A 16,760-nucleotide genomic window follows, 5' to 3' on the forward strand; every position below is an offset into this window, starting at 1 on the left:
TATTGACTTGATGACAGAAAACAGCCATTTTGGCTTCCACGCCAGAAATCAGCCGGAAACGACCATGAGCCAATCGATCAAGCAACGCCTGGAAAGCAGCCTGCACACCGCTGCCGCCTCGGGCCGCCAGATCGCCAGCTACATGCTCGCCAACCTCCATGAGCTGCCGTTCCAGACCTCGGCCAGCATCGCCGCCAAGCTGGGCGTGAGCGAATCGAGCGTCGGCCGCTTCTGCCGCGCCCTGGGCTATGCCCACCTCAAGGCCCTCAAGCAGGACCTGCAGAACGACCTGGGCGACGGCCCGTGGCTGGCCGGCGACCGCCTGCAGGCGTTTCGCCAGCAACCCGAGGACGACCAGCGCTCAGGCAGCCTGGAGCTGGAGATGGCCGCGCTGGTGCGCGTGCACGAGTACAGCCGCGGCGAAACCTGGCAACAGGTCGCTCGGCGCCTGGCCGACAAACCCCGGGTATTCGTCGCCGGCTTTCAGACCGAGCGTGGCGTGGCCATGTGCATGAGCCACCTGCTGCAGTACCTGCGCGACGGCGTGCAACTGGTCGATGGCAGCGCCGGGCATTTCGGCGAGGTACTGCTGGGGCGCCCGCAGGACTGCGCGCTAGTGGTGTTCGAGGCGCGCCGCTATTCGCGCCACGCCCAGCAGCTGTGCCACAAGGCGCGTGCGCTGGGCATTCCGGTGACCCTGGTCACCGACACCTTCTGTGACTGGGCTGATGCCGAAGCCGACGAGGTGTTCCGCATCCCCACCGAATTCAACCTGTTCTGGGAATCCACCGCGACCATGCTGTCGTGGGTGCACCTGATGGTCAACGAGGTCTGCAAGCAGCTCGGACCGGATGTTGAAAAACGCTTGGAAGCAACTGCCGCTCTACATAACGAGTTCGTCGGCTACACCTCGTGGCCGGCGGGCAAACAACAATAGCAAGAGTGCGATGACCGAGGTGCGAGATGAAAGGAACCATGGCTGTGGTGGGTGCGTGCGCCCTGCTGCTGGCGGGCCACGCCAGTGCCGAGACCCTGCGTTTTGCCACTGAAGGGGCATATCCGCCCTTCAATTACGTCGATGCCGACAACAAGCTGCACGGCTTCGACATCGACATCACCCATGCCCTGTGCGAACAGATGAAGGTCGAGTGCACCCTGGTGGCCCAGGACTGGGAAGGCATCATTCCGGCGTTGATGGCGCGCAAGTACGATGCGGTGGTGGCCTCGATGATCGACACCGAGGAACGGCGCCGGAAGATCGCCTTCACCGACCACTACTACCGCACCCCACTGACCGTGGCCGTCGCCAAGGACAGCCCGATCAGCGATGCGCAGACCGACTTCAAGGGCTACACGGTCGGCGCGCAATCCGCCTCGACCCAGGCGATCTACGCCGAGGACGTATACGGCAAGGCCGGCGCGGACGTGAAGCTGTACCCGACCCTTGACGAAGCCAACGCCGACCTTGCCGCCGGGCGCCTGGACGGGGTGATCGCCGACAAGTTCCCGCTGCACGAATGGCTGAACAAGAATGGCAAGGACTGCTGCAAGATCCTCGGCGATGTCGACGGCACCAAGGCCGACGCGGCAATTGCCGTGCGCAAGGACGACCAGGCCCTGCGCACGCGGCTGAACGAGGCGCTGGCGGCGATCGTGGCCAATGGCACCTACCAGAAGATCGCGAGCAAGTACTTCGCCTTCGACATCTACCAGTAATCTCGTGGAGGCCGGCCTGCCGCGCGATGGCGCCTGATCAGTGAACCACGCCATCGCGGGGCAAGCCCGCTCCCACCAGGGCACCTGTTTCCTGGGGGTTAGCCATGCTCGATCAACTCTCCCTGCTTTCCTTTGCCAGCGGCGGTTGGGGCCAGGCGTTGCTGGCCGGCGCGCTGGTGACCGTGTCGCTGGCCCTGGCCTGCCTGCCCATCGGCCTGCCACTGGGCTTGCTGGTGGCGCTCGCCGCGCGCTCGCGCAAACGCCTGCCGCGGGCCTGGGCCACCCTCTTCTCCACGGTGTTTCGCGGCCTGCCCGAACTGCTCACCCTGCTGATCATCTACTACGGCTGCCAGATCGCCGCGCAGAAGCTCCTCGCCGCGCTGGGCTATGAAGGCGAGGTGCTGATCAACACCTTCCTCGCCGCCATGGCCGCCTTCAGCCTGGTGTTCGCCGCGTTCTCCAGCGAGATCTGGCTGATGGCCTTCAAGACCCTGCCCAAGGGCCAGCTGGAGGCCTGCGCGGCCCTGGGCCTGGGCAAGCGCACCGGGTTCTTCAAGGTGGTGCTGCCGCAACTGACGCGCATCGCCCTGCCGGGCCTGTCGAACAACTGGCTGAGCCTGCTCAAGGACACCTCGCTGGTCTCGACCATCTCGCTGATCGACCTGATGCGCCAGACCAATCTCGCGGTCAGCGTGACCAAGGAGCCGATGCTGTTCTACGGCGTCGCCTGCCTGGTCTACCTGCTGTTCTCGGCGCTATCGGGCAGGGTCTTCGCCCTGCTCGAGCGGCGCAGCAACCGCCACCTGCAAGGAGCCCGCCCATGAGCCTGGAGCAACTGCTGGCCTACGTGCTCGACCCGGACTTGCTGGACCGTTACGGCGCACGTTTCGTCGATGGCCTGCTGGTCACCGCCAAGCTGGTGGCGATCTCGTTCACCCTCGGCGCGCTGCTGGGCATGCTCCTGGCGCTGGCGCGCATGTCACCCAGCCGCGTGCTGCGACGCCTGGCGGCTGGCTACGTGTACTTCTTCCGCGGTTCACCGCTGCTGGCCCAGCTGTTCCTGCTGTACTACGGGCTGGGTTCGCTCAAGGGTTTCTGGCAGGAGCTGGGCCTCTGGTGGTTCTTCCGCGAGGCCTGGTATTGCGCCCTGCTCGCCTTCACCCTCAACACGGCGGCCTACCAGGCCGAGATCTTCCGCGCCAGCCTGATGGCGGTCGCGCCGGGCCAGTACGAAGCGGCCAAGGCACTCAACCTCAAGCGCTCGACCACCTTCTTCAAGGTGGTCCTGCCACAGTCGCTGCTGGTAGCCATAGGCCCGCTGGGCAACGAGCTGATCATGATGATCAAGGCCAGCGCCATTGCCTCGCTGGTGACGATCTACGACTTGATGGGGGTGACCAAGCTGGCCTTCTCGCGCAGCTTCGACTTCCAGATCTACCTGTGGGCGGCAGTGCTCTACCTGCTGATCGTCGAGGTGGTCCGGCGCACCTTGAAACACCTGGAAGCCCGCCTGGGCCGCCACCTGAACTGACTGAAGGAAATTTTCCATGCATTGCCAGACCATCGTCCTGGGCGCCGGCATCGTCGGCGTCAGCACCGCCCTGCACCTGCAGGCCCGCGGACGCCAGGTGATCCTCATCGACCGCGACGAGCCAGGCAGCGGCACCAGCCATGGCAACGCCGGGCTGATCGAGCGTTCCAGCGTGATCCCCTATGCCTTCCCGCGCCAGTACAGCGCCCTGCTGCGCTATGGCCTGAACCGCCAGCCCGACGTGCGCTACAGCCTCGCCCACCTGCCCAAGGCCGCACCGTGGCTGCTCAGCTACTGGCGCCAGTCCGCCCCCGGACGCCTGGCCAAGGCCGCCGCCGACATGCTGCCGCTGGTGCAGCGCAGCGTCGAGGAACACGATGTGCTGATCGAAGCCGCCGGCCTGCAAGGGCTGGTGCAAGCCAAGGGTTGGATCGAGGTGTACCGCGACGCCGCGCTGTTCGCCCAGGCCAAGCACGACCTTCAAGGCCTGGCCCGCTACGGCCTGCGCTACGAGATCCTCGAACGCGAGCAACTGCAGGCCCGCGAGCAGCAACTGGACGGTGGGGTGATCGGTGGCATCCACTGGCTCGACCCGAAGACCGTGAGCAACCCCGGCGGCTTGACCCGTGGTTACGCCGCGCTGTTCGTCCAGCGTGGCGGGCAGTTCCTCCACGGCGATGCGCGCAGCCTGCGCCAGGTCGAGGACGGCTGGCAGGTGGACAGCCGCCGCGGCACGCTGACCGCCGACGAGGTGGTGGCCTGCCTCGGCCCGCAGTCGGCCGACCTCTATGAACGGCTGGGCTACCACTTTCCGCTGGGGATCAAGCGCGGCTATCACATGCACTACGCGACCCGCGACGGCGTCGAACTGGGTCACTCGATCTGCGACACCCAGGGCGGCTATGTCCTGGCGCCGATGGCCCGGGGGGTGCGCCTGACCACCGGCATCGAGTTCGCCGCCAGCGAAGCCCCGGCCAACGAGATCCAGCTGCGCCGCTGCGAGGCCCTGGCGCGCAAGCTGTTCCCGGCCCTGGGCGAGCGCCTGGACGACAAGCCCTGGCTGGGCCGTCGCCCCTGCCTGCCAGACATGCGCCCGGTGATCGGCCCGGCGCCGCTGCACAAGCACCTGTGGTTCAACTTCGGCCATGCCCATCATGGCCTGACGCTGGGCCCGGTCAGTGGCCGCCTGCTGGCGGAGCTGATGACCGGCGAGCGCCCCTTCACCGACCCTGCGCCCTACAGCGCCGCACGCTTCGCCTGAACCTTGAGCGGGAGAACAACAAGATGACCGCACCCTTGAGCCTTGCCAGCCTGCACCCTGCCCCCGACCCGCGCCCGGAGCTGATCCGTATCGAGGGCCTGAACAAGCATTACGGCGCGTTCCATGTGCTGCACGATATCGACCTGTCGGTGCGCGAGGGCGAACGAATCGTGCTCTGTGGCCCGTCGGGCTCGGGCAAGTCGACGCTGATCCGCTGCATCAACCGCCTGGAGATCGCCCAGCAGGGCAGCATCCGCGTGGCTGGCACCGACCTTGCCAGCACTGGCCGCCAAGCCAGCCAGGTGCGCAACGAAATCGGCATGGTGTTCCAGCACTTCAACCTGTTCCCGCACATGAGCGTGCTCGACAACTGCCTGCTGGCACCGATGAGCGTGCGCGGCCTGTCGCGGCGGGACGCCGAGGAACGGGCGCGCTCGTACCTGAGCAAGGTCGGTATCGAAAGCCAGGCGCACAAGTACCCCAGCCAGCTCTCCGGCGGCCAGCAGCAGCGGGTGGCGATCGCCCGGGCGTTGTGCATGAAGCCGAGGATCATGCTGTTCGACGAGCCGACCTCGGCGCTCGACCCGGAGATGGTGGCCGAGGTACTGGACGTGCTGGTGCAACTGGCCGGCACCGGCATGACCATGCTCTGCGTGACCCACGAGATGGGCTTTGCCCGACAGGTGGCAGAGCGGGTGTTGTTTCTCGAAGGTGGGCAGATCATCGAGGACTCTTCACCGGAAGTCTTCTTCGGGCAGCCCAGGACGGCGCGGGCACAGGCGTTTTTGAAGCAGATCCTGCATTAGTGGTTCGTGGTCCTGCGCAGATATAAGCAACCCAGTCCGCCTCCCGCAAAACAGCGATGCAATATATAAAGATTTGATCTTGATCTTGATCTTGATCTTGATCTTGATCGGTTCTTGCTCTGCTTTTGCTTCTAAGTGCGCGATAGTTCAGGCGACACAAATTGCGACTTCAGGAGGCCGAACGGAGGGCTTGCGCAGGGAGGTGACGGGCATGGATGCCCGTCAAGCGCCGATCAGGCCATGGATGGCCCGTCGGCGCGTCCTCCCGGAGCAAGCCCGGAGTGAGGGGACCCCGGAGCGAAGCGTAGGGGCCGTATGAACGGAGCCGAACGGTTTTGCCTCCTTTTCCCAAGAGAAAAGGAGGTCGCCGTAAAGGCGAAAAGGTGACTGTACGTCGACATGGTTAATGAATGCGTATATAACTTTCAAAACATACGCTGTGAAAATCCAAAATCCAAAATCCAAAATCAAAATCAAAGTCAATCGGCATCGGTTTTTATTGTTGTAAACGCATTCATTTGCGATGTCGACGCATACTCACCTTTTCGCCTTTACGGCGCCCTTCTTTTGCACGCGGGCAAAAGAAGGCAAAAACCGCTCGCTCCATTCATCCGGCCCTCCGCTTCGCTCCGGGTCCCCTCACTCCGGCCTTGCTCCCGGGAGGACCGCGCTGAACGCCCCATCCTGGGGCGCAGCGCTTGACGGGCATCCATGCCCGTCACCTCCCTCCGCAAGACCTCCGTTCGGCCTCCTGAAGTCGCAATTTGTGTCGCCTGAACTATCGCGCGCTTAGAAGCAAAAGCAGAGCAATAGCAAACAGTGGATCAACCATTCGTCGATAACGGATAAAACCTGTCGAATTACCCAAAGGCCACCCGACTACGGGATGAACCCCCAAAGCGTGGAGTCACGCCCATGAGCCATCCCACTCCCAAACACACCGTGGCAACCCGCAGCCAGTGGCTCGCCGCCCGCCACCAGCTCTGGCTGCACGAGAAAGCCTTCACCCATCAACGCGACGAGCTTGCCGCCGCCCGCCGCGCCCTGCCCTGGGTAGCGGTGGAGCAGGACTACCGTTTCCAGGGCCCGGACGGCGAGCTAAGCCTGGGCGAGCTGTTCGCCGGACGCAGCCAGTTGCTGGTCTATCACTTCATGTTCGCCGACGGCTGGCACGAAGGCTGCCCGGGCTGCTCGTTCCTGGCCGACCACTTCGACGGCGCCAACCTGCACCTGGCCCACCACGATGTTTCCCTGGTGGCGGTTTCGCGGGCGCCCTTTGCCGAGTTCCAGGCGTTCCGCCGGCGCATGGGCTGGCACTTCCCATGGTTTTCCTCGCATGACAGCCGCTTCAACCAGGATTTCGGCGTCACTGTCGCCACCGATGGCAGCGCCCAGTACAACTACGAACCCTACACCGGCGACGAAACGGAGCTGCCCGGGCTCAGCGCGTTCTACCGCGATAGCGACGGCAGCCTGTACCACACCTATTCCACCTATGCCCGCGGGCTGGACATCCTGGTCAACGCGTACAACTTCCTCGACCTGGCGCCACTTGGGCGCAACGAGGACGGGACGATGGACTGGGTGCGCCATCATGATCGCTATGAAAGTGCCAGTGACAAGCCGCATTGCTGCAAGGAGTGAGTTTCCGGCGGGATCAGATCGCCTGCACCGCCAGCAACTCCGTCAACACCTCGGCCAGTGCCTTGACCATCACATCCGCCGTGGGCCGGTGCACGATGACGATTTCGTAGCTGTCCACCTCCGGCAGCCCCTGCTCGATGCCCAGCACCCGGTGCTCGAGCAGCGCTGCCCGCGGCGGCAGCAGGCTGATGCCCATGCCGTCGGCCACCGCCGCCTGGATACCGCTGAGGCTCGAGCTGGTGAAACTGATGCGCCAGCGCCGGCCCATGCCTTCGATCGCGCTGATCATGTCATCGCGGTACAGCCCGCGTGGCGGAAAGGTCACCAAGGGAATAGGGTCGAGATCGAAGGACGGCATGCGCGCACTGTCGATCCATTGCAGGCGCTCCGGCCAGCAGGCCACGCCCTCGCGGCTGTTGCGCCGCTGCTTGAGCAGCACCAGGTCGAGCTCGCCGTTGTCATAGGCCTGGCTGAGATCGCGGCACAGCCCGCTGGTGACTTCCAGCTTGACCTGGGGATGCTGCCGGCTGAACGCGGACAACGCATTGGTGGTGCGCCCGCCGACGAAATCCTCCGGCACGCCCAGGCGCACGGTTACCCCGACCATGGCCCCGGCCAACGCCTCGAGCATCTGGTCGTTGAGGGCCAGCATGTGCCGGGCATAACCGAGCAGGGTCTGCCCGGCATCGGTGGGCAGCACATCGCGGTTGCCACGCACCAGCAGGCGGTGGCCGACCATGTCCTCGAGGCGACGGACCTTCTGGCTGATGGTCGACTGCGTGGAATGCAGGCGCGCCGCGGCGGTGGTGAAACTGCCGCAGTCAGCCACCACGACAATGGCGCGCAACAGGTCGAGGTCGAACAAGGCCCTATTTGGTTTTACGCTGGCAGACATCTTGATATTCGACTTCTGAATGACAGGCCTGACTTCTACCACGGGCACCGATACCCGGCAACATGCGCAAATACACTGGGCTCCATCCAGATTATTCACTTCTGCTACAAACACAGGCCCCCTAGCATGGACCCTCGTCCTATCAGGAGCCGACCACCATGCGCCTGCCGCTCACCGCCTTGCTGCTGACCCTGTTCACCAGCCTTGCCAGCCACGCCGAGACCCCCGCCATGAACACAGCGTTGCTCGATGCCGCCCGCCGCGGCGATGCCCCTGCCGTGCGCCAACTGCTCGACCGGGGCGCGCAGGCCGATACCCGCAACGACCAGGGCCAGACCGCGTTGCTGGTGGCCACCCACGCCAATGAAGTGGAAGCCGCCAAGGTACTGATCGAGGCCGGCGCCGACGTCAACGCCAAGGACAACATCAGCGACAGCCCCTACCTGTACGCGGGCGCACGGGGGCTGGACGACATCCTGCGCCTGACCCTGGCCCATGGCGCCGACCTGAAGAGCACCAACCGCTACGGTGGTACCGCGCTGATCCCGGCCGCCGAACGCGGGCATGTCAGCACCGTGCAGTTGCTGATCGCGGCCGGTGTCGATGTGAACCACCTCAACCGCTTGCACTGGACCGCGCTTCTCGAGGCGGTGATCCTCGGCGATGGCGGCCCGCGACATGTGGAGATCGTGCGCCAGTTGCTGGCGGCCGGGGCGGACCCGCTCATTGCCGACAAGGACGGCGTGACCGCGTTGGAGCATGCGCGCCTACGCGGTTATCGCGAGATGGTCGCCTTGCTGGAAAGCCCCAGGCGCCGCTGACGCGCCCGCTATTCCACAGCCTCGAACGGCAGCCCCACATAGTTCTCGGCGATATTCGCCAGCCCCGCCGCCGACCCCAGGTAGTACTCGCGGTCGGCCGCCTGCATCTTGCGGTCCCAATCATCCTGGTGCTCGCCGAAGTCATGCAGCAGTTGGGTCATGAACCAACTGAAGCGCTCGCCCTTCCATACCCGCCGCAACGCCATGGGCGAATACTGCGCCAGCAGGTCGGTGCGCCCCTCGCGGTAGACCTTGACCAGGATCCGGTACAGGTAGTTGACGTCCGAGGCCGCAAGGTTCAGGCCCTTGGCGCCGGTGGGCGGCACGATGTGGGCGGCGTCGCCGACCAGGAACAGGCGGCCATGCTGCATCGGCTCGACCACCAGGCTGCGCAGCGGCGCGATGCTTTTCTCCAGCGCAGGCCCGGTCACCAGTTGCTCGGCCACCGCCTGTGGCAGCCGCGCCTTGAGCTCGGTCCAGAAGCGTTCATCGGACCAGTCCTCCACCCGCTCTTGCAGCGGCACCTGCAGGTAGTAGCGGCTGCGCGTCTGCGAGCGCTGGCTGCACAGCACGAAACCGCGTTCGTGATGGGCGTAGATCAGCTCATGGTTGACCGGCGGGGTATCGGCCAGCAGTCCCAGCCAGCCGAACGGATAGACCCGCTCGTACACCTTCAGCACGCTGGCCGGGATGCTCTGCCTGGCCACGCCATGGAAGCCATCGCAGCCGGCGATGTAATCGCACTCCACCCGATGCTGGCGACCATCCTTGTCGAACGTCAGGTAGGGCCGCGGCCCCTCGATGTCATGGGGCTGGACATTGTTGGCCGCATAGATGATCGGCGCCCCATTCTGCTCGCGAGCCTGCATCAGGTCGCGGGTGACCTCGGTCTGGCCGTAGACCATCACCGTCTTGCCACCGGTCAGTGCCTTGAGGTCAAGACGCTGGCGATGACCATCGACCAGCAACTCGACCCCTTCATGGACCAACCCTTCGCGATCCATGCGCTGGGCCACACCGGCTTCGCGCAGCAACTCGACCGTGCCCTGTTCGAGCACGCCGGCACGGATGCGCCCCAGCACATAGTCCGGGGTCTGGCGCTCGACGATCAGCGTATCGATGCCGGCGTTGTGCAGCAGCTGGCCGAGCAGCAGGCCGGACGGGCCGGCGCCGATGATTGCAACCTGAGTTTTCATTGTTGTTGTCTCACGATGACGATGCCGGCTTTGCACTGGCAATGGCCGCGCATCTGCTGTTAGGGTTTGCACCTGTATTTTTACTGCTGAAAAACGTGCAGAACGTGCGAAATCCGTTTTGAAAACTGCACTTTCCTGAAATTCGTTCGATTAACGGACAGGTCCCACCCCATGCACAGCCCCCTTCCTGGCATCCCGTTGTTCCAGCTGTATGGCGAGCACCGTGCGTGGCCGGATACCGACCTGCTGCACTGCGAGTCGATCCCGGCACGCAGCCGTCTGCACCACTGGGAGATCAAGCCGCACCGACACGCAGAACTGTTCCAGCTGCTCTATGTGCAGCGCGGCGAGGCGCAGGTGGAGATCGAGGGCGAACGCCGGGTGATTCGCGAGGCGGCGATCCAGGTGGTGCCGCCGCTGACTGTCCATGGCTTTCGCTTCAGCGCCGATATCCAGGGGCATGTGCTGACGTTCGGCACGGCCTTGGTGGTCGACCTGGAAAAGCGCCTCGGCGCCCCCCTGAGCGTGCTGGCGGCGGCGCGGTGCTACCCGCTGGGCAAGGACCGCGTGCGCCTGCACGGCCTGATCGACACGCTGCAGCAGGAGTACCAGGGCTGCGCCCCGGCCCGCGGCCCCATGCTGCAGGCACTGGTCACCGCGCTGATGGTGTGGATCAACCGCCAGCAAGCCGCCTTGCCAGCGCGCAGCCAGGACGAACGGGACCAGCAGTTGCTCGGCCGTTACCTGCGCCTGGTCGAGGCGCATTACCGCGAACACCTTGCCGTGGACGATTTCGCCGCGCGCCTGGGCATCACCAGCCTGCTGTTGAACCAGCTGTGCCGGGCGCTGGCCGGGCAATCGGCGTTGCAGGTGATCCACCAGCGCCTGCTGCTCGAAGCACGGCGCAATCTTGCCTACACGCGCATGAGCATCGGCCAGTTGTCCGACAGCCTGGGGTTCAGCGACCCGACCTACTTTGCGCGGTTCTTCAAACGGCTCGACGGGCAGACGCCCAAGGCCTACCGCAAGTCCGTGAATGCCTGAACGGGACGGCGAGCGCAGCCCTTGCTTGACGTATACGTCAACCTGGCATTAGGTTACTCGCATTCCCTCCCCCGAGCGCAAGCATGAGCAGCCAGACCTACAGCATCTCCGACCTGTCCCGCGAACTGGACATCACCACCCGCGCCATCCGCTTCTATGAGGAGCAGGGTCTGCTCAGCCCTGAACGACGCGGCCTGGAACGCATCTACTCGGCCCGCGACAAGGTCACGCTCAAACTGATCCTGCGCGGCAAGCGCATCGGTTTCTCGCTGGCCGAATGCCGTGAACTGATCGAACTCTATGACCCCTCCGGCGGCAACCAGAAACAGCTCACCAGCATGCTGGCGAAGATCGCCGAACGCCGCGCCCAGCTCGAACAGCAGATGCTCGACATCCAGCAGATGCACCTGGAGCTGGACACCGCCCAGGAGCGTTGCGAGCAGGCCCTGGCCGCCACCCTGAACCCGCCGCACACCCATCGTTGATCCGCCACAGGAAGCCCGCCATGTCATTGCCCAAGAATGTCCGCCTGGTCGAAGTCGGCCCGCGCGACGGCCTGCAGAACGAAGCCCAGCCCATCAGCGTCGCCGACAAGGTGCGCCTGGTGGACGACCTCACCGACGCCGGGCTCGCCTACATAGAAGTGGGCAGCTTCGTCTCGCCCAAATGGGTCCCGCAGATGGCCGGCTCCGGCGAAGTGTTCGCCGGTATCCGTCAGCGCGAGGGGGTCACCTATGCGGCGCTGGCACCCAACCTGCGCGGTTTCGAGGATGCCCTGGCCGCCGGGGTGAAGGAAGTGGCGGTGTTCGCGGCGGCGTCCGAAGCGTTTTCCCAGCGCAACATCAATTGCTCGATCAGTGACAGCCTCAAGCGTTTCGAGCCGATCATGGAGGCCGCCCGCAGCCAGGGTGTGCGGGTGCGCGGTTATGTCTCCTGCGTGCTCGGCTGCCCCTCCGAGGGACGCATCAGCGCCGAGCAGGTGGCACCAGTGGCCAAGGCCCTGCATGACATGGGCTGCTATGAAGTATCGCTGGGCGACACCATCGGCACCGGCACCGCCGGTGACACCCGCCGCCTGTTCGAGGTGGTCTCGGCCCAGGTGCCCCGCGCGCAACTGGCCGGGCACTTCCACGACACCTATGGCCAGGCGCTGGCCAACGTCTATGCCAGCCTGCTCGAGGGCATCAGCGTGTTCGACAGCTCGGTGGCCGGCCTGGGCGGCTGCCCATACGCCAAGGGCGCCACCGGTAACGTCGCCAGCGAGGATGTGGTGTACCTGCTGCAAGGGCTGGGCATCGACACGGGCATCGACCTGGACCGACTCATCGCCGCGGGCCTGCGTATCAGCGAAGTGCTCGGGCGCGTCACCGGATCGCGGGTGGCGAAGGCCCGCGGCATTCGCTGAGTCACACGGTTGTCACACAGGTGTGGGTGGAGTGTTACCGCCTACACGCTGTGCAGAAGAAAATCGGGTAACAGGGAAACAATTCGACAAATTTTCACGTGCCAACCCACTCTGAAAAATCATCAAACCATTGATTTTAAAGGGATTGTAAAAGTTGGCACGCCACCTGCTATATCTTTTGGCATAACAAGAACAAAAAACGCGATACCCAATAAAAACAACAGTAAACGGCTCTGACATAACAAGAACAACACGGCAGAGGCGTAGCAAGCAGATTTTTTTGGAGTCGACGTGCATTCCAGGGGTTCCGGCCCCGCAACCTGGCAAGAACAATAAAACTACCTCCGAGGTAGCGGCAGTCAAGGTTGGATCACGTTGGATGAACGCAGGTCAGCGCTCAAAAAAATACGTTTGCTCTTGGCCCCGGTTGGGGGCCCCGCAGTGCAGAGACGACAGCCGACAAAAACAACAACAGGCCAGTCTCCAATAATAAGAAAAGAGCAGGCAACAACGCTTATGAGGGGAGCTTCGGCTCCCCTCAGTGCTTCCTGCGCTCCTCCTCCTCGCGCTTGTCCTCATGCTCACCTTCGACCTTTTCCACCAGCAACGGCATGCTCGCCAGCACCAACAGCGCCAGCACCGTGCTGATCAGTGCCGTGGCCTCGCGCCCCATCCCTGCAGCCGTGCCGATGGCGGCGGTCATCCATAGCCCGGCGGCGGTGGTCAGGCCCTTGACGTGACTGGTGTCGCGGCCGTTGCCCTTGAGAATCGTGCCCGCGCCGAGAAAGCCGATACCGGCGACGATGCCCTGGATCACCCGGCTCAACGCCTGCTCGTCCGCCCCGGCCATGCTCGGCGCCAGGACGAACAAGGCCGCGCCCATGGACACCAGCATGTGCGTGCGCACGCCGGCCGACTTGCCCTTGCTCTCGCGCTCGAAGCCCAGCACCGCCCCCAGCAAGGCCGCCATCAGCAGGCGGATGAGGATCCGCGAGACCTCGCGCGCGTCGGCGACATCGGCGAATTCGGTGTGCAACGTCGCCAAAAAGGCTTGCCAGAATGCTTCCATCGGATGTCTCCAGAGATCCCGCCGAACAGGTCTCAAGGAGTGTAGGTGGATTGCTCAGGCGTGAAACCCTGCAACTGCTCCAGCCAGTACGCCACGTCCAGTTCGTCGATCTGCTCGGGGCGCAGGAAGCGCTCGGCATATTGCCGGTACACCCCGCTACTCAGGAACAAGCGCAGCAACTGCCCGTCGACATGCTTGTCCCGCGCCATGAACACCAGGATCTTCACCGACTCGGACAGGGTCTTCGGCGCCTTGTAGGGCCGGTCCGCCGCGGTCAGTGCCTCAAAGATGTCGGCGATCGCCATCACCCGCTCGGGGATGCTCAGCGCCTCCTGGCCAAGCCTGCGCGGGTAGCCGCTGCCGTCCAGCTTCTCGTGATGGTTGCCGGCGATTGACGGCACGCGCCTGAGCTGGCGCGGGAACGGCAGCGCGCTGAGCATGATGATGGTCTGCACGATGTGCTCGTTGATCTTGAAGCGCTCTTCGTCGTTGAGCGTGCCGCGGCGGATCGACAGGTTGTACAGCTCGCCGTGGTTGCTGGCATGGGCCGGCAGGCGCATGTCGAAACCCCAGTGGTTGCGCAGGTCGTCCTTGGCCACCGGCGGCGTACGAGCGCCCCAGGGCACCCGGTGCTCATCGCGGTCGGCAAGCAGTGGCTCGTCCACTGGCAAGGTTGCCGCCGAGGTGTCGGTGAACCGCGCTGCCTCGTCGCGGGAGATGCCCAGGCGGTTGTCGAAGTGCCGCCGCCAGCGGCGCTGGCCGATAGTGCGCAGGCGCTCGATGTCGGCCTCCTGCATGAACTCGCCACCGATGTTGGCGTTGGCGACGAAGGCGAAGTCCTCCTGCAAGGTTGCCCGGCATGCCTCCAGCGTGCGCCGCAGTGCCGGCTCATCATCGCCGTTGGTCACGCCTTGCCAGTAGGCGACCTCGGCATCGCGCCAGAGCACCTCGAAGCGCATGCGCACCTCGTGGATGCGGTTGTACAAGGTCTCGAGCTTGGTCGCCTTGTCCACCACGTATTCGGGGCTGGTGATCTTGCCGCAGTCGTGCAGCCAGGCGGCCACGCGGAATTCGTAGCGCTCGGCCTCGCTCATGCTGAAGTCGGCATAGGGGCCGCTGTCAGCCTGCACGGCCTGGTCCAGGAGCATCTGCGCCAGTTGCGGCACCCGTTCGCAATGGCCGCCGGTATAGGGGCTCTTGGCGTCGATGGCGTCGGCCAGCAACTTGATCATGGCGTCCAGCAGGCGTTGCTGGGCCTCGACCAGCTGACGGGTCTCGATGGCCACGGCGGCTGCACCGGACAGTTCCTCGACAAAGCGCTGGAACGGTTGGCCCACGGCCGCGTTCGCATCGGCGAGTTGCAGCACCAGGATGCCGAGCAGCGCCTGGCCGCGGTCATTGAGCACCACCGCCAGGCTGCGCCCTTGCCATGCGAGGGCCTGGGTCACCGCGCTGGCCAGGTCATGCCGCTCGCCTTCAGGCACCGCCAGTTCCTCGGGGTAGTCATGGCCGCGACTGGCGGCGGCCAGGCGCAACCGGCTGTTGTCGTCGTACAGATACACCGCACCGGCGCTGACGCCCGCTGCCGCCACCAGGTGATTGAGCACGCCGTCGAGCATGCCTTCGAGTTGGGTCTCGCGGCTCAACGTAAGGGTGATCGCCTGAAAGTTGCGGATGGTGCCGGACATGCGGCTCAGCACCCGGCTCAGCTCACGCACTTCGGAGACCCGCGAGACAACGCCCACCTCACGGCTGAAATCGAAACTGGCCAGGCCCTGTACCTGCTCGGTCAGCCGGCGCAACGGACGGCCGATGCGCCGGCCCAGCAACCCGCCGAGCAACAGCAACACGGCGGCCAGTGTCACCGCCCAGAGCAATTGCTCGAGCAGCACCTTGCGCGCGCCGGCCAGCAGTTCGTGGGCCGGCACGGCGATCAGCACCTGCAGGTGCTGTCCGGCCATGGAGGTAAGTGGCACGCGCATGCCATACCAGGTCTGCCCCTCGACCTGGTACGGCTGCGGGCTCGCGCCCTGGGGCATGTCGGCGTAGATATGCGCAAGGCTGCCGATGCCCAGCTCGCCAACGCGCGACAGGCGCACGCTCTCACCCTCGCGCACGACCACCCGTTGCAAGTCCGGGTAGGCCACTACGTTGCCCTGATCGTCGACCACGGCGATCTCGGTGCCGGCGGTGATGCGCAGGTCGCGGCTCTCGCTGGCCAGGTCATTGACCGAGACATCCATGCCGATCACCGCCGTGCCCTCGGCGCTGCGCTGGGCCATGGTCAGGCCGATCTCGCGGGTGGTAAAGAATACGTAGGGACGAGTGAGTACGGTCTCGGGCTGCGCGCTGGCTTCGATGAACCAGGGGCGTTGGCGTGGATCGTATTGGTAGTCGGGCTTGCTCTGGCGCTGCAACAGGGTCAGTGCCGGGTCATAGAAGCGCCACTCGCCTTGCATCGCGCCATCGGCGCCCTGGGTGACGGTCTGCACCAGGAACGCCGTGTCCGCCGGTGCCGCGAAGCGCTGCAACAGTTGCGGGTCACGCAAGCGCCGGACCAGCAGGAATTCACCGTTTGGGTAACCGACGTAGGCGGCGCTGAGCATGCGGTTGGCACGCAGGCTCTCGACCAGTTGCGGCAGTTGCTCGAGGCGCTGGGCCAACGTGCTTGACGCCGGGCTGAAGGCCAGCAGGCGAATGCTGCTCTGCACCGGGTCGACCAGGCGCCGGGCGCGCTCGTCGATGGTCCGGCCGACCTGCTGGGCGGCATCGCCGGCGGCGGCCACCAGGGCCTGGCGCACGCCCAGGTAGCCTTGCCAGGCGAGGGCCGCACCCAGCGCCAGCATGCCCAGCATGATCGCCAATGCCACCAGCCACTGCAGGGAAATGCTCCGGCCACGGTTGTTCATGGCCGTCTACTTCGAGCAGACACCCGTCCAGCCATCTGCCTCATCAACGTGCAGCCCATCCCAGGTACTCCCGTGTGGCGATTTCCACAGTGTAATCAGCCCATGCGAACGTGCCGGCCCGAGATATCCGCTGGCCGCGAGACAGCCAGATAGTGGCATGATGCCATGCAAGACTGCATGCACTTTTCCGGAGCGATTGCAGGGCGCGGTTAGATGAAACAATCCATCGTATACAAAACAAGCGAATTCTGTTTACACTGCCTCGCGCCTACGACAACGGTCATCGCCGTTGCGTATTGCGACAGGCTCAAGCCATGCGACATCCACTGCCGCCCGCCTTCACCGGGCATCCTTCCCGAATGCCACTTGCCGCATTCGTCCTGTCACCGTCTGCCCACCTGCCCGATGCGCCCGCCATGGCGCAGCCTTCGCACGTGCGCGGTGAACCGTTCGCCCCTGTCAT

Annotated in this window: 15 protein-coding genes; 11 read left to right on the forward strand and 4 right to left on the reverse strand. The window is 64.8% G+C overall.

The window, feature by feature from the left end; translation table 11 throughout:
- The first annotated feature begins 64 nt into the window (after window positions 1-64).
- The 7 genes from KHO27_RS10360 to KHO27_RS10390 all read left to right on the forward strand — a co-directional run bounded on the left by KHO27_RS10360 (window position 65) and on the right by KHO27_RS10390 (window position 6,958).
- Complete coding sequence (locus tag KHO27_RS10360; RefSeq protein ID WP_110701413.1) at window positions 65-937, forward strand: MurR/RpiR family transcriptional regulator; 873 nt, start codon at window positions 65-67, stop codon at window positions 935-937.
- 26 nt (window positions 938-963) lie between these two features.
- Window positions 964-1,716: a transporter substrate-binding domain-containing protein gene (locus tag KHO27_RS10365; protein ID WP_023632571.1), complete on the forward strand. Its 753-nt coding sequence runs from the start codon at window positions 964-966 to the stop codon at window positions 1,714-1,716.
- Between the two features lie 104 nt (window positions 1,717-1,820).
- Entirely contained in the window at window positions 1,821-2,540 is a 720-nt protein-coding gene (locus tag KHO27_RS10370) for an ABC transporter permease (protein ID WP_046855416.1), read from the forward strand.
- Window positions 2,537-3,247, forward strand: a complete 711-nt coding sequence (locus tag KHO27_RS10375; protein ID WP_102685465.1) for an ABC transporter permease — start codon at window positions 2,537-2,539, stop codon at window positions 3,245-3,247. The genes KHO27_RS10370 and KHO27_RS10375 overlap by 4 nt, the downstream gene beginning before the upstream one ends.
- 16 nt (window positions 3,248-3,263) lie before the next feature.
- Entirely contained in the window at window positions 3,264-4,508 is a 1,245-nt protein-coding gene (locus KHO27_RS10380) for an NAD(P)/FAD-dependent oxidoreductase (RefSeq protein ID WP_214501736.1), read from the forward strand.
- 23 nt (window positions 4,509-4,531) lie between these two features.
- Entirely contained in the window at window positions 4,532-5,314 is a 783-nt protein-coding gene (locus KHO27_RS10385; RefSeq protein WP_284731303.1) for an amino acid ABC transporter ATP-binding protein, read from the forward strand.
- Window positions 5,315-6,229: 915 nt separating this feature from the next.
- A complete protein-coding gene (locus tag KHO27_RS10390; protein WP_214501737.1) occupies window positions 6,230-6,958 on the forward strand; it encodes a DUF899 domain-containing protein in 729 nt (242 codons plus the stop codon).
- Window positions 6,959-6,971: 13 nt separating this feature from the next.
- On the opposite strand, the gene KHO27_RS10395 is transcribed toward KHO27_RS10390, so the two are convergent.
- The gene (locus tag KHO27_RS10395) at window positions 6,972-7,853 is read right to left on the reverse strand and encodes a LysR substrate-binding domain-containing protein (protein ID WP_023631572.1); all 882 of its coding nucleotides are present in this window, start codon (window positions 7,851-7,853) and stop codon (window positions 6,972-6,974) included.
- A 158-nt stretch (window positions 7,854-8,011) separates the two neighbouring features.
- Here KHO27_RS10395 and KHO27_RS10400 point away from each other — a divergent pair, with 158 nt between their 5' ends.
- The gene (locus KHO27_RS10400; protein WP_111533269.1) at window positions 8,012-8,674 is read left to right on the forward strand and encodes an ankyrin repeat domain-containing protein; all 663 of its coding nucleotides are present in this window, start codon (window positions 8,012-8,014) and stop codon (window positions 8,672-8,674) included.
- Window positions 8,675-8,682: 8 nt separating this feature from the next.
- Here the strand turns inward: KHO27_RS10400 and pobA are convergent, their stop codons facing one another.
- Complete coding sequence (pobA, locus tag KHO27_RS10405) at window positions 8,683-9,870, reverse strand: 4-hydroxybenzoate 3-monooxygenase (protein ID WP_111533268.1); 1,188 nt, start codon at window positions 9,868-9,870, stop codon at window positions 8,683-8,685.
- 171 nt (window positions 9,871-10,041) lie between these two features.
- Here pobA and KHO27_RS10410 point away from each other — a divergent pair, with 171 nt between their 5' ends.
- The 3 genes from KHO27_RS10410 (at window position 10,042) to KHO27_RS10420 (ending at window position 12,319) form a co-directional block, all read left to right on the forward strand.
- Complete coding sequence (locus KHO27_RS10410; protein ID WP_214501738.1) at window positions 10,042-10,914, forward strand: helix-turn-helix domain-containing protein; 873 nt, start codon at window positions 10,042-10,044, stop codon at window positions 10,912-10,914.
- An 83-nt stretch (window positions 10,915-10,997) separates the two neighbouring features.
- Window positions 10,998-11,399 carry a MerR family transcriptional regulator gene (locus tag KHO27_RS10415; RefSeq protein WP_023631568.1) on the forward strand — a complete coding sequence of 134 codons (402 nt, stop codon included), beginning with the start codon at window positions 10,998-11,000 and terminating at the stop codon, window positions 11,397-11,399.
- A 20-nt stretch (window positions 11,400-11,419) separates the two neighbouring features.
- Entirely contained in the window at window positions 11,420-12,319 is a 900-nt protein-coding gene (locus KHO27_RS10420; RefSeq protein ID WP_214501739.1) for a hydroxymethylglutaryl-CoA lyase, read from the forward strand.
- Between the two features lie 538 nt (window positions 12,320-12,857).
- Here KHO27_RS10420 and KHO27_RS10425 read toward each other — a convergent pair.
- Both KHO27_RS10425 and KHO27_RS10430 read right to left on the reverse strand, forming a co-directional pair.
- Window positions 12,858-13,388 carry an MgtC/SapB family protein gene (locus KHO27_RS10425; RefSeq protein WP_214501740.1) on the reverse strand — a complete coding sequence of 177 codons (531 nt, stop codon included), beginning with the start codon at window positions 13,386-13,388 and terminating at the stop codon, window positions 12,858-12,860.
- A gap of 32 nt (window positions 13,389-13,420) precedes the next feature.
- Window positions 13,421-16,297 carry an HD domain-containing phosphohydrolase gene (locus KHO27_RS10430; RefSeq protein ID WP_214501741.1) on the reverse strand — a complete coding sequence of 959 codons (2,877 nt, stop codon included), beginning with the start codon at window positions 16,295-16,297 and terminating at the stop codon, window positions 13,421-13,423.
- Window positions 16,298-16,760 lie beyond the last annotated feature (463 nt).

This window comes from Pseudomonas sp. RC3H12 (assembly GCF_018596375.1).
Classification (GTDB): Bacteria; Pseudomonadota; Gammaproteobacteria; order Pseudomonadales; family Pseudomonadaceae; genus Aquipseudomonas.

What these genes read in the sequence shown, in the direction of transcription:
- KHO27_RS10395 (WP_023631572.1), bottom strand. Translation starts at nt 7,853, where the DNA reads ATGTCTGCCAGCGTAAAACCAAATAGGGCCTTGTTCGACCTCGACCTG.
- KHO27_RS10365 (WP_023632571.1), top strand. Translation starts at nt 964, where the DNA reads ATGAAAGGAACCATGGCTGTGGTGGGTGCGTGCGCCCTGCTGCTGGCG.
- KHO27_RS10400 (WP_111533269.1), top strand. Translation starts at nt 8,012, where the DNA reads ATGCGCCTGCCGCTCACCGCCTTGCTGCTGACCCTGTTCACCAGCCTT.
- KHO27_RS10415 (WP_023631568.1), top strand. Translation starts at nt 10,998, where the DNA reads ATGAGCAGCCAGACCTACAGCATCTCCGACCTGTCCCGCGAACTGGAC.
- KHO27_RS10370 (WP_046855416.1), top strand. Translation starts at nt 1,821, where the DNA reads ATGCTCGATCAACTCTCCCTGCTTTCCTTTGCCAGCGGCGGTTGGGGC.
- KHO27_RS10410 (WP_214501738.1), top strand. Translation starts at nt 10,042, where the DNA reads ATGCACAGCCCCCTTCCTGGCATCCCGTTGTTCCAGCTGTATGGCGAG.
- KHO27_RS10375 (WP_102685465.1), top strand. Translation starts at nt 2,537, where the DNA reads ATGAGCCTGGAGCAACTGCTGGCCTACGTGCTCGACCCGGACTTGCTG.
- KHO27_RS10430 (WP_214501741.1), bottom strand. Translation starts at nt 16,297, where the DNA reads ATGAACAACCGTGGCCGGAGCATTTCCCTGCAGTGGCTGGTGGCATTG.
- KHO27_RS10425 (WP_214501740.1), bottom strand. Translation starts at nt 13,388, where the DNA reads ATGGAAGCATTCTGGCAAGCCTTTTTGGCGACGTTGCACACCGAATTC.
- KHO27_RS10420 (WP_214501739.1), top strand. Translation starts at nt 11,420, where the DNA reads ATGTCATTGCCCAAGAATGTCCGCCTGGTCGAAGTCGGCCCGCGCGAC.
- KHO27_RS10360 (WP_110701413.1), top strand. Translation starts at nt 65, where the DNA reads ATGAGCCAATCGATCAAGCAACGCCTGGAAAGCAGCCTGCACACCGCT.
- pobA (WP_111533268.1), bottom strand. Translation starts at nt 9,870, where the DNA reads ATGAAAACTCAGGTTGCAATCATCGGCGCCGGCCCGTCCGGCCTGCTG.
- KHO27_RS10390 (WP_214501737.1), top strand. Translation starts at nt 6,230, where the DNA reads ATGAGCCATCCCACTCCCAAACACACCGTGGCAACCCGCAGCCAGTGG.
- KHO27_RS10380 (WP_214501736.1), top strand. Translation starts at nt 3,264, where the DNA reads ATGCATTGCCAGACCATCGTCCTGGGCGCCGGCATCGTCGGCGTCAGC.
- KHO27_RS10385 (WP_284731303.1), top strand. Translation starts at nt 4,532, where the DNA reads ATGACCGCACCCTTGAGCCTTGCCAGCCTGCACCCTGCCCCCGACCCG.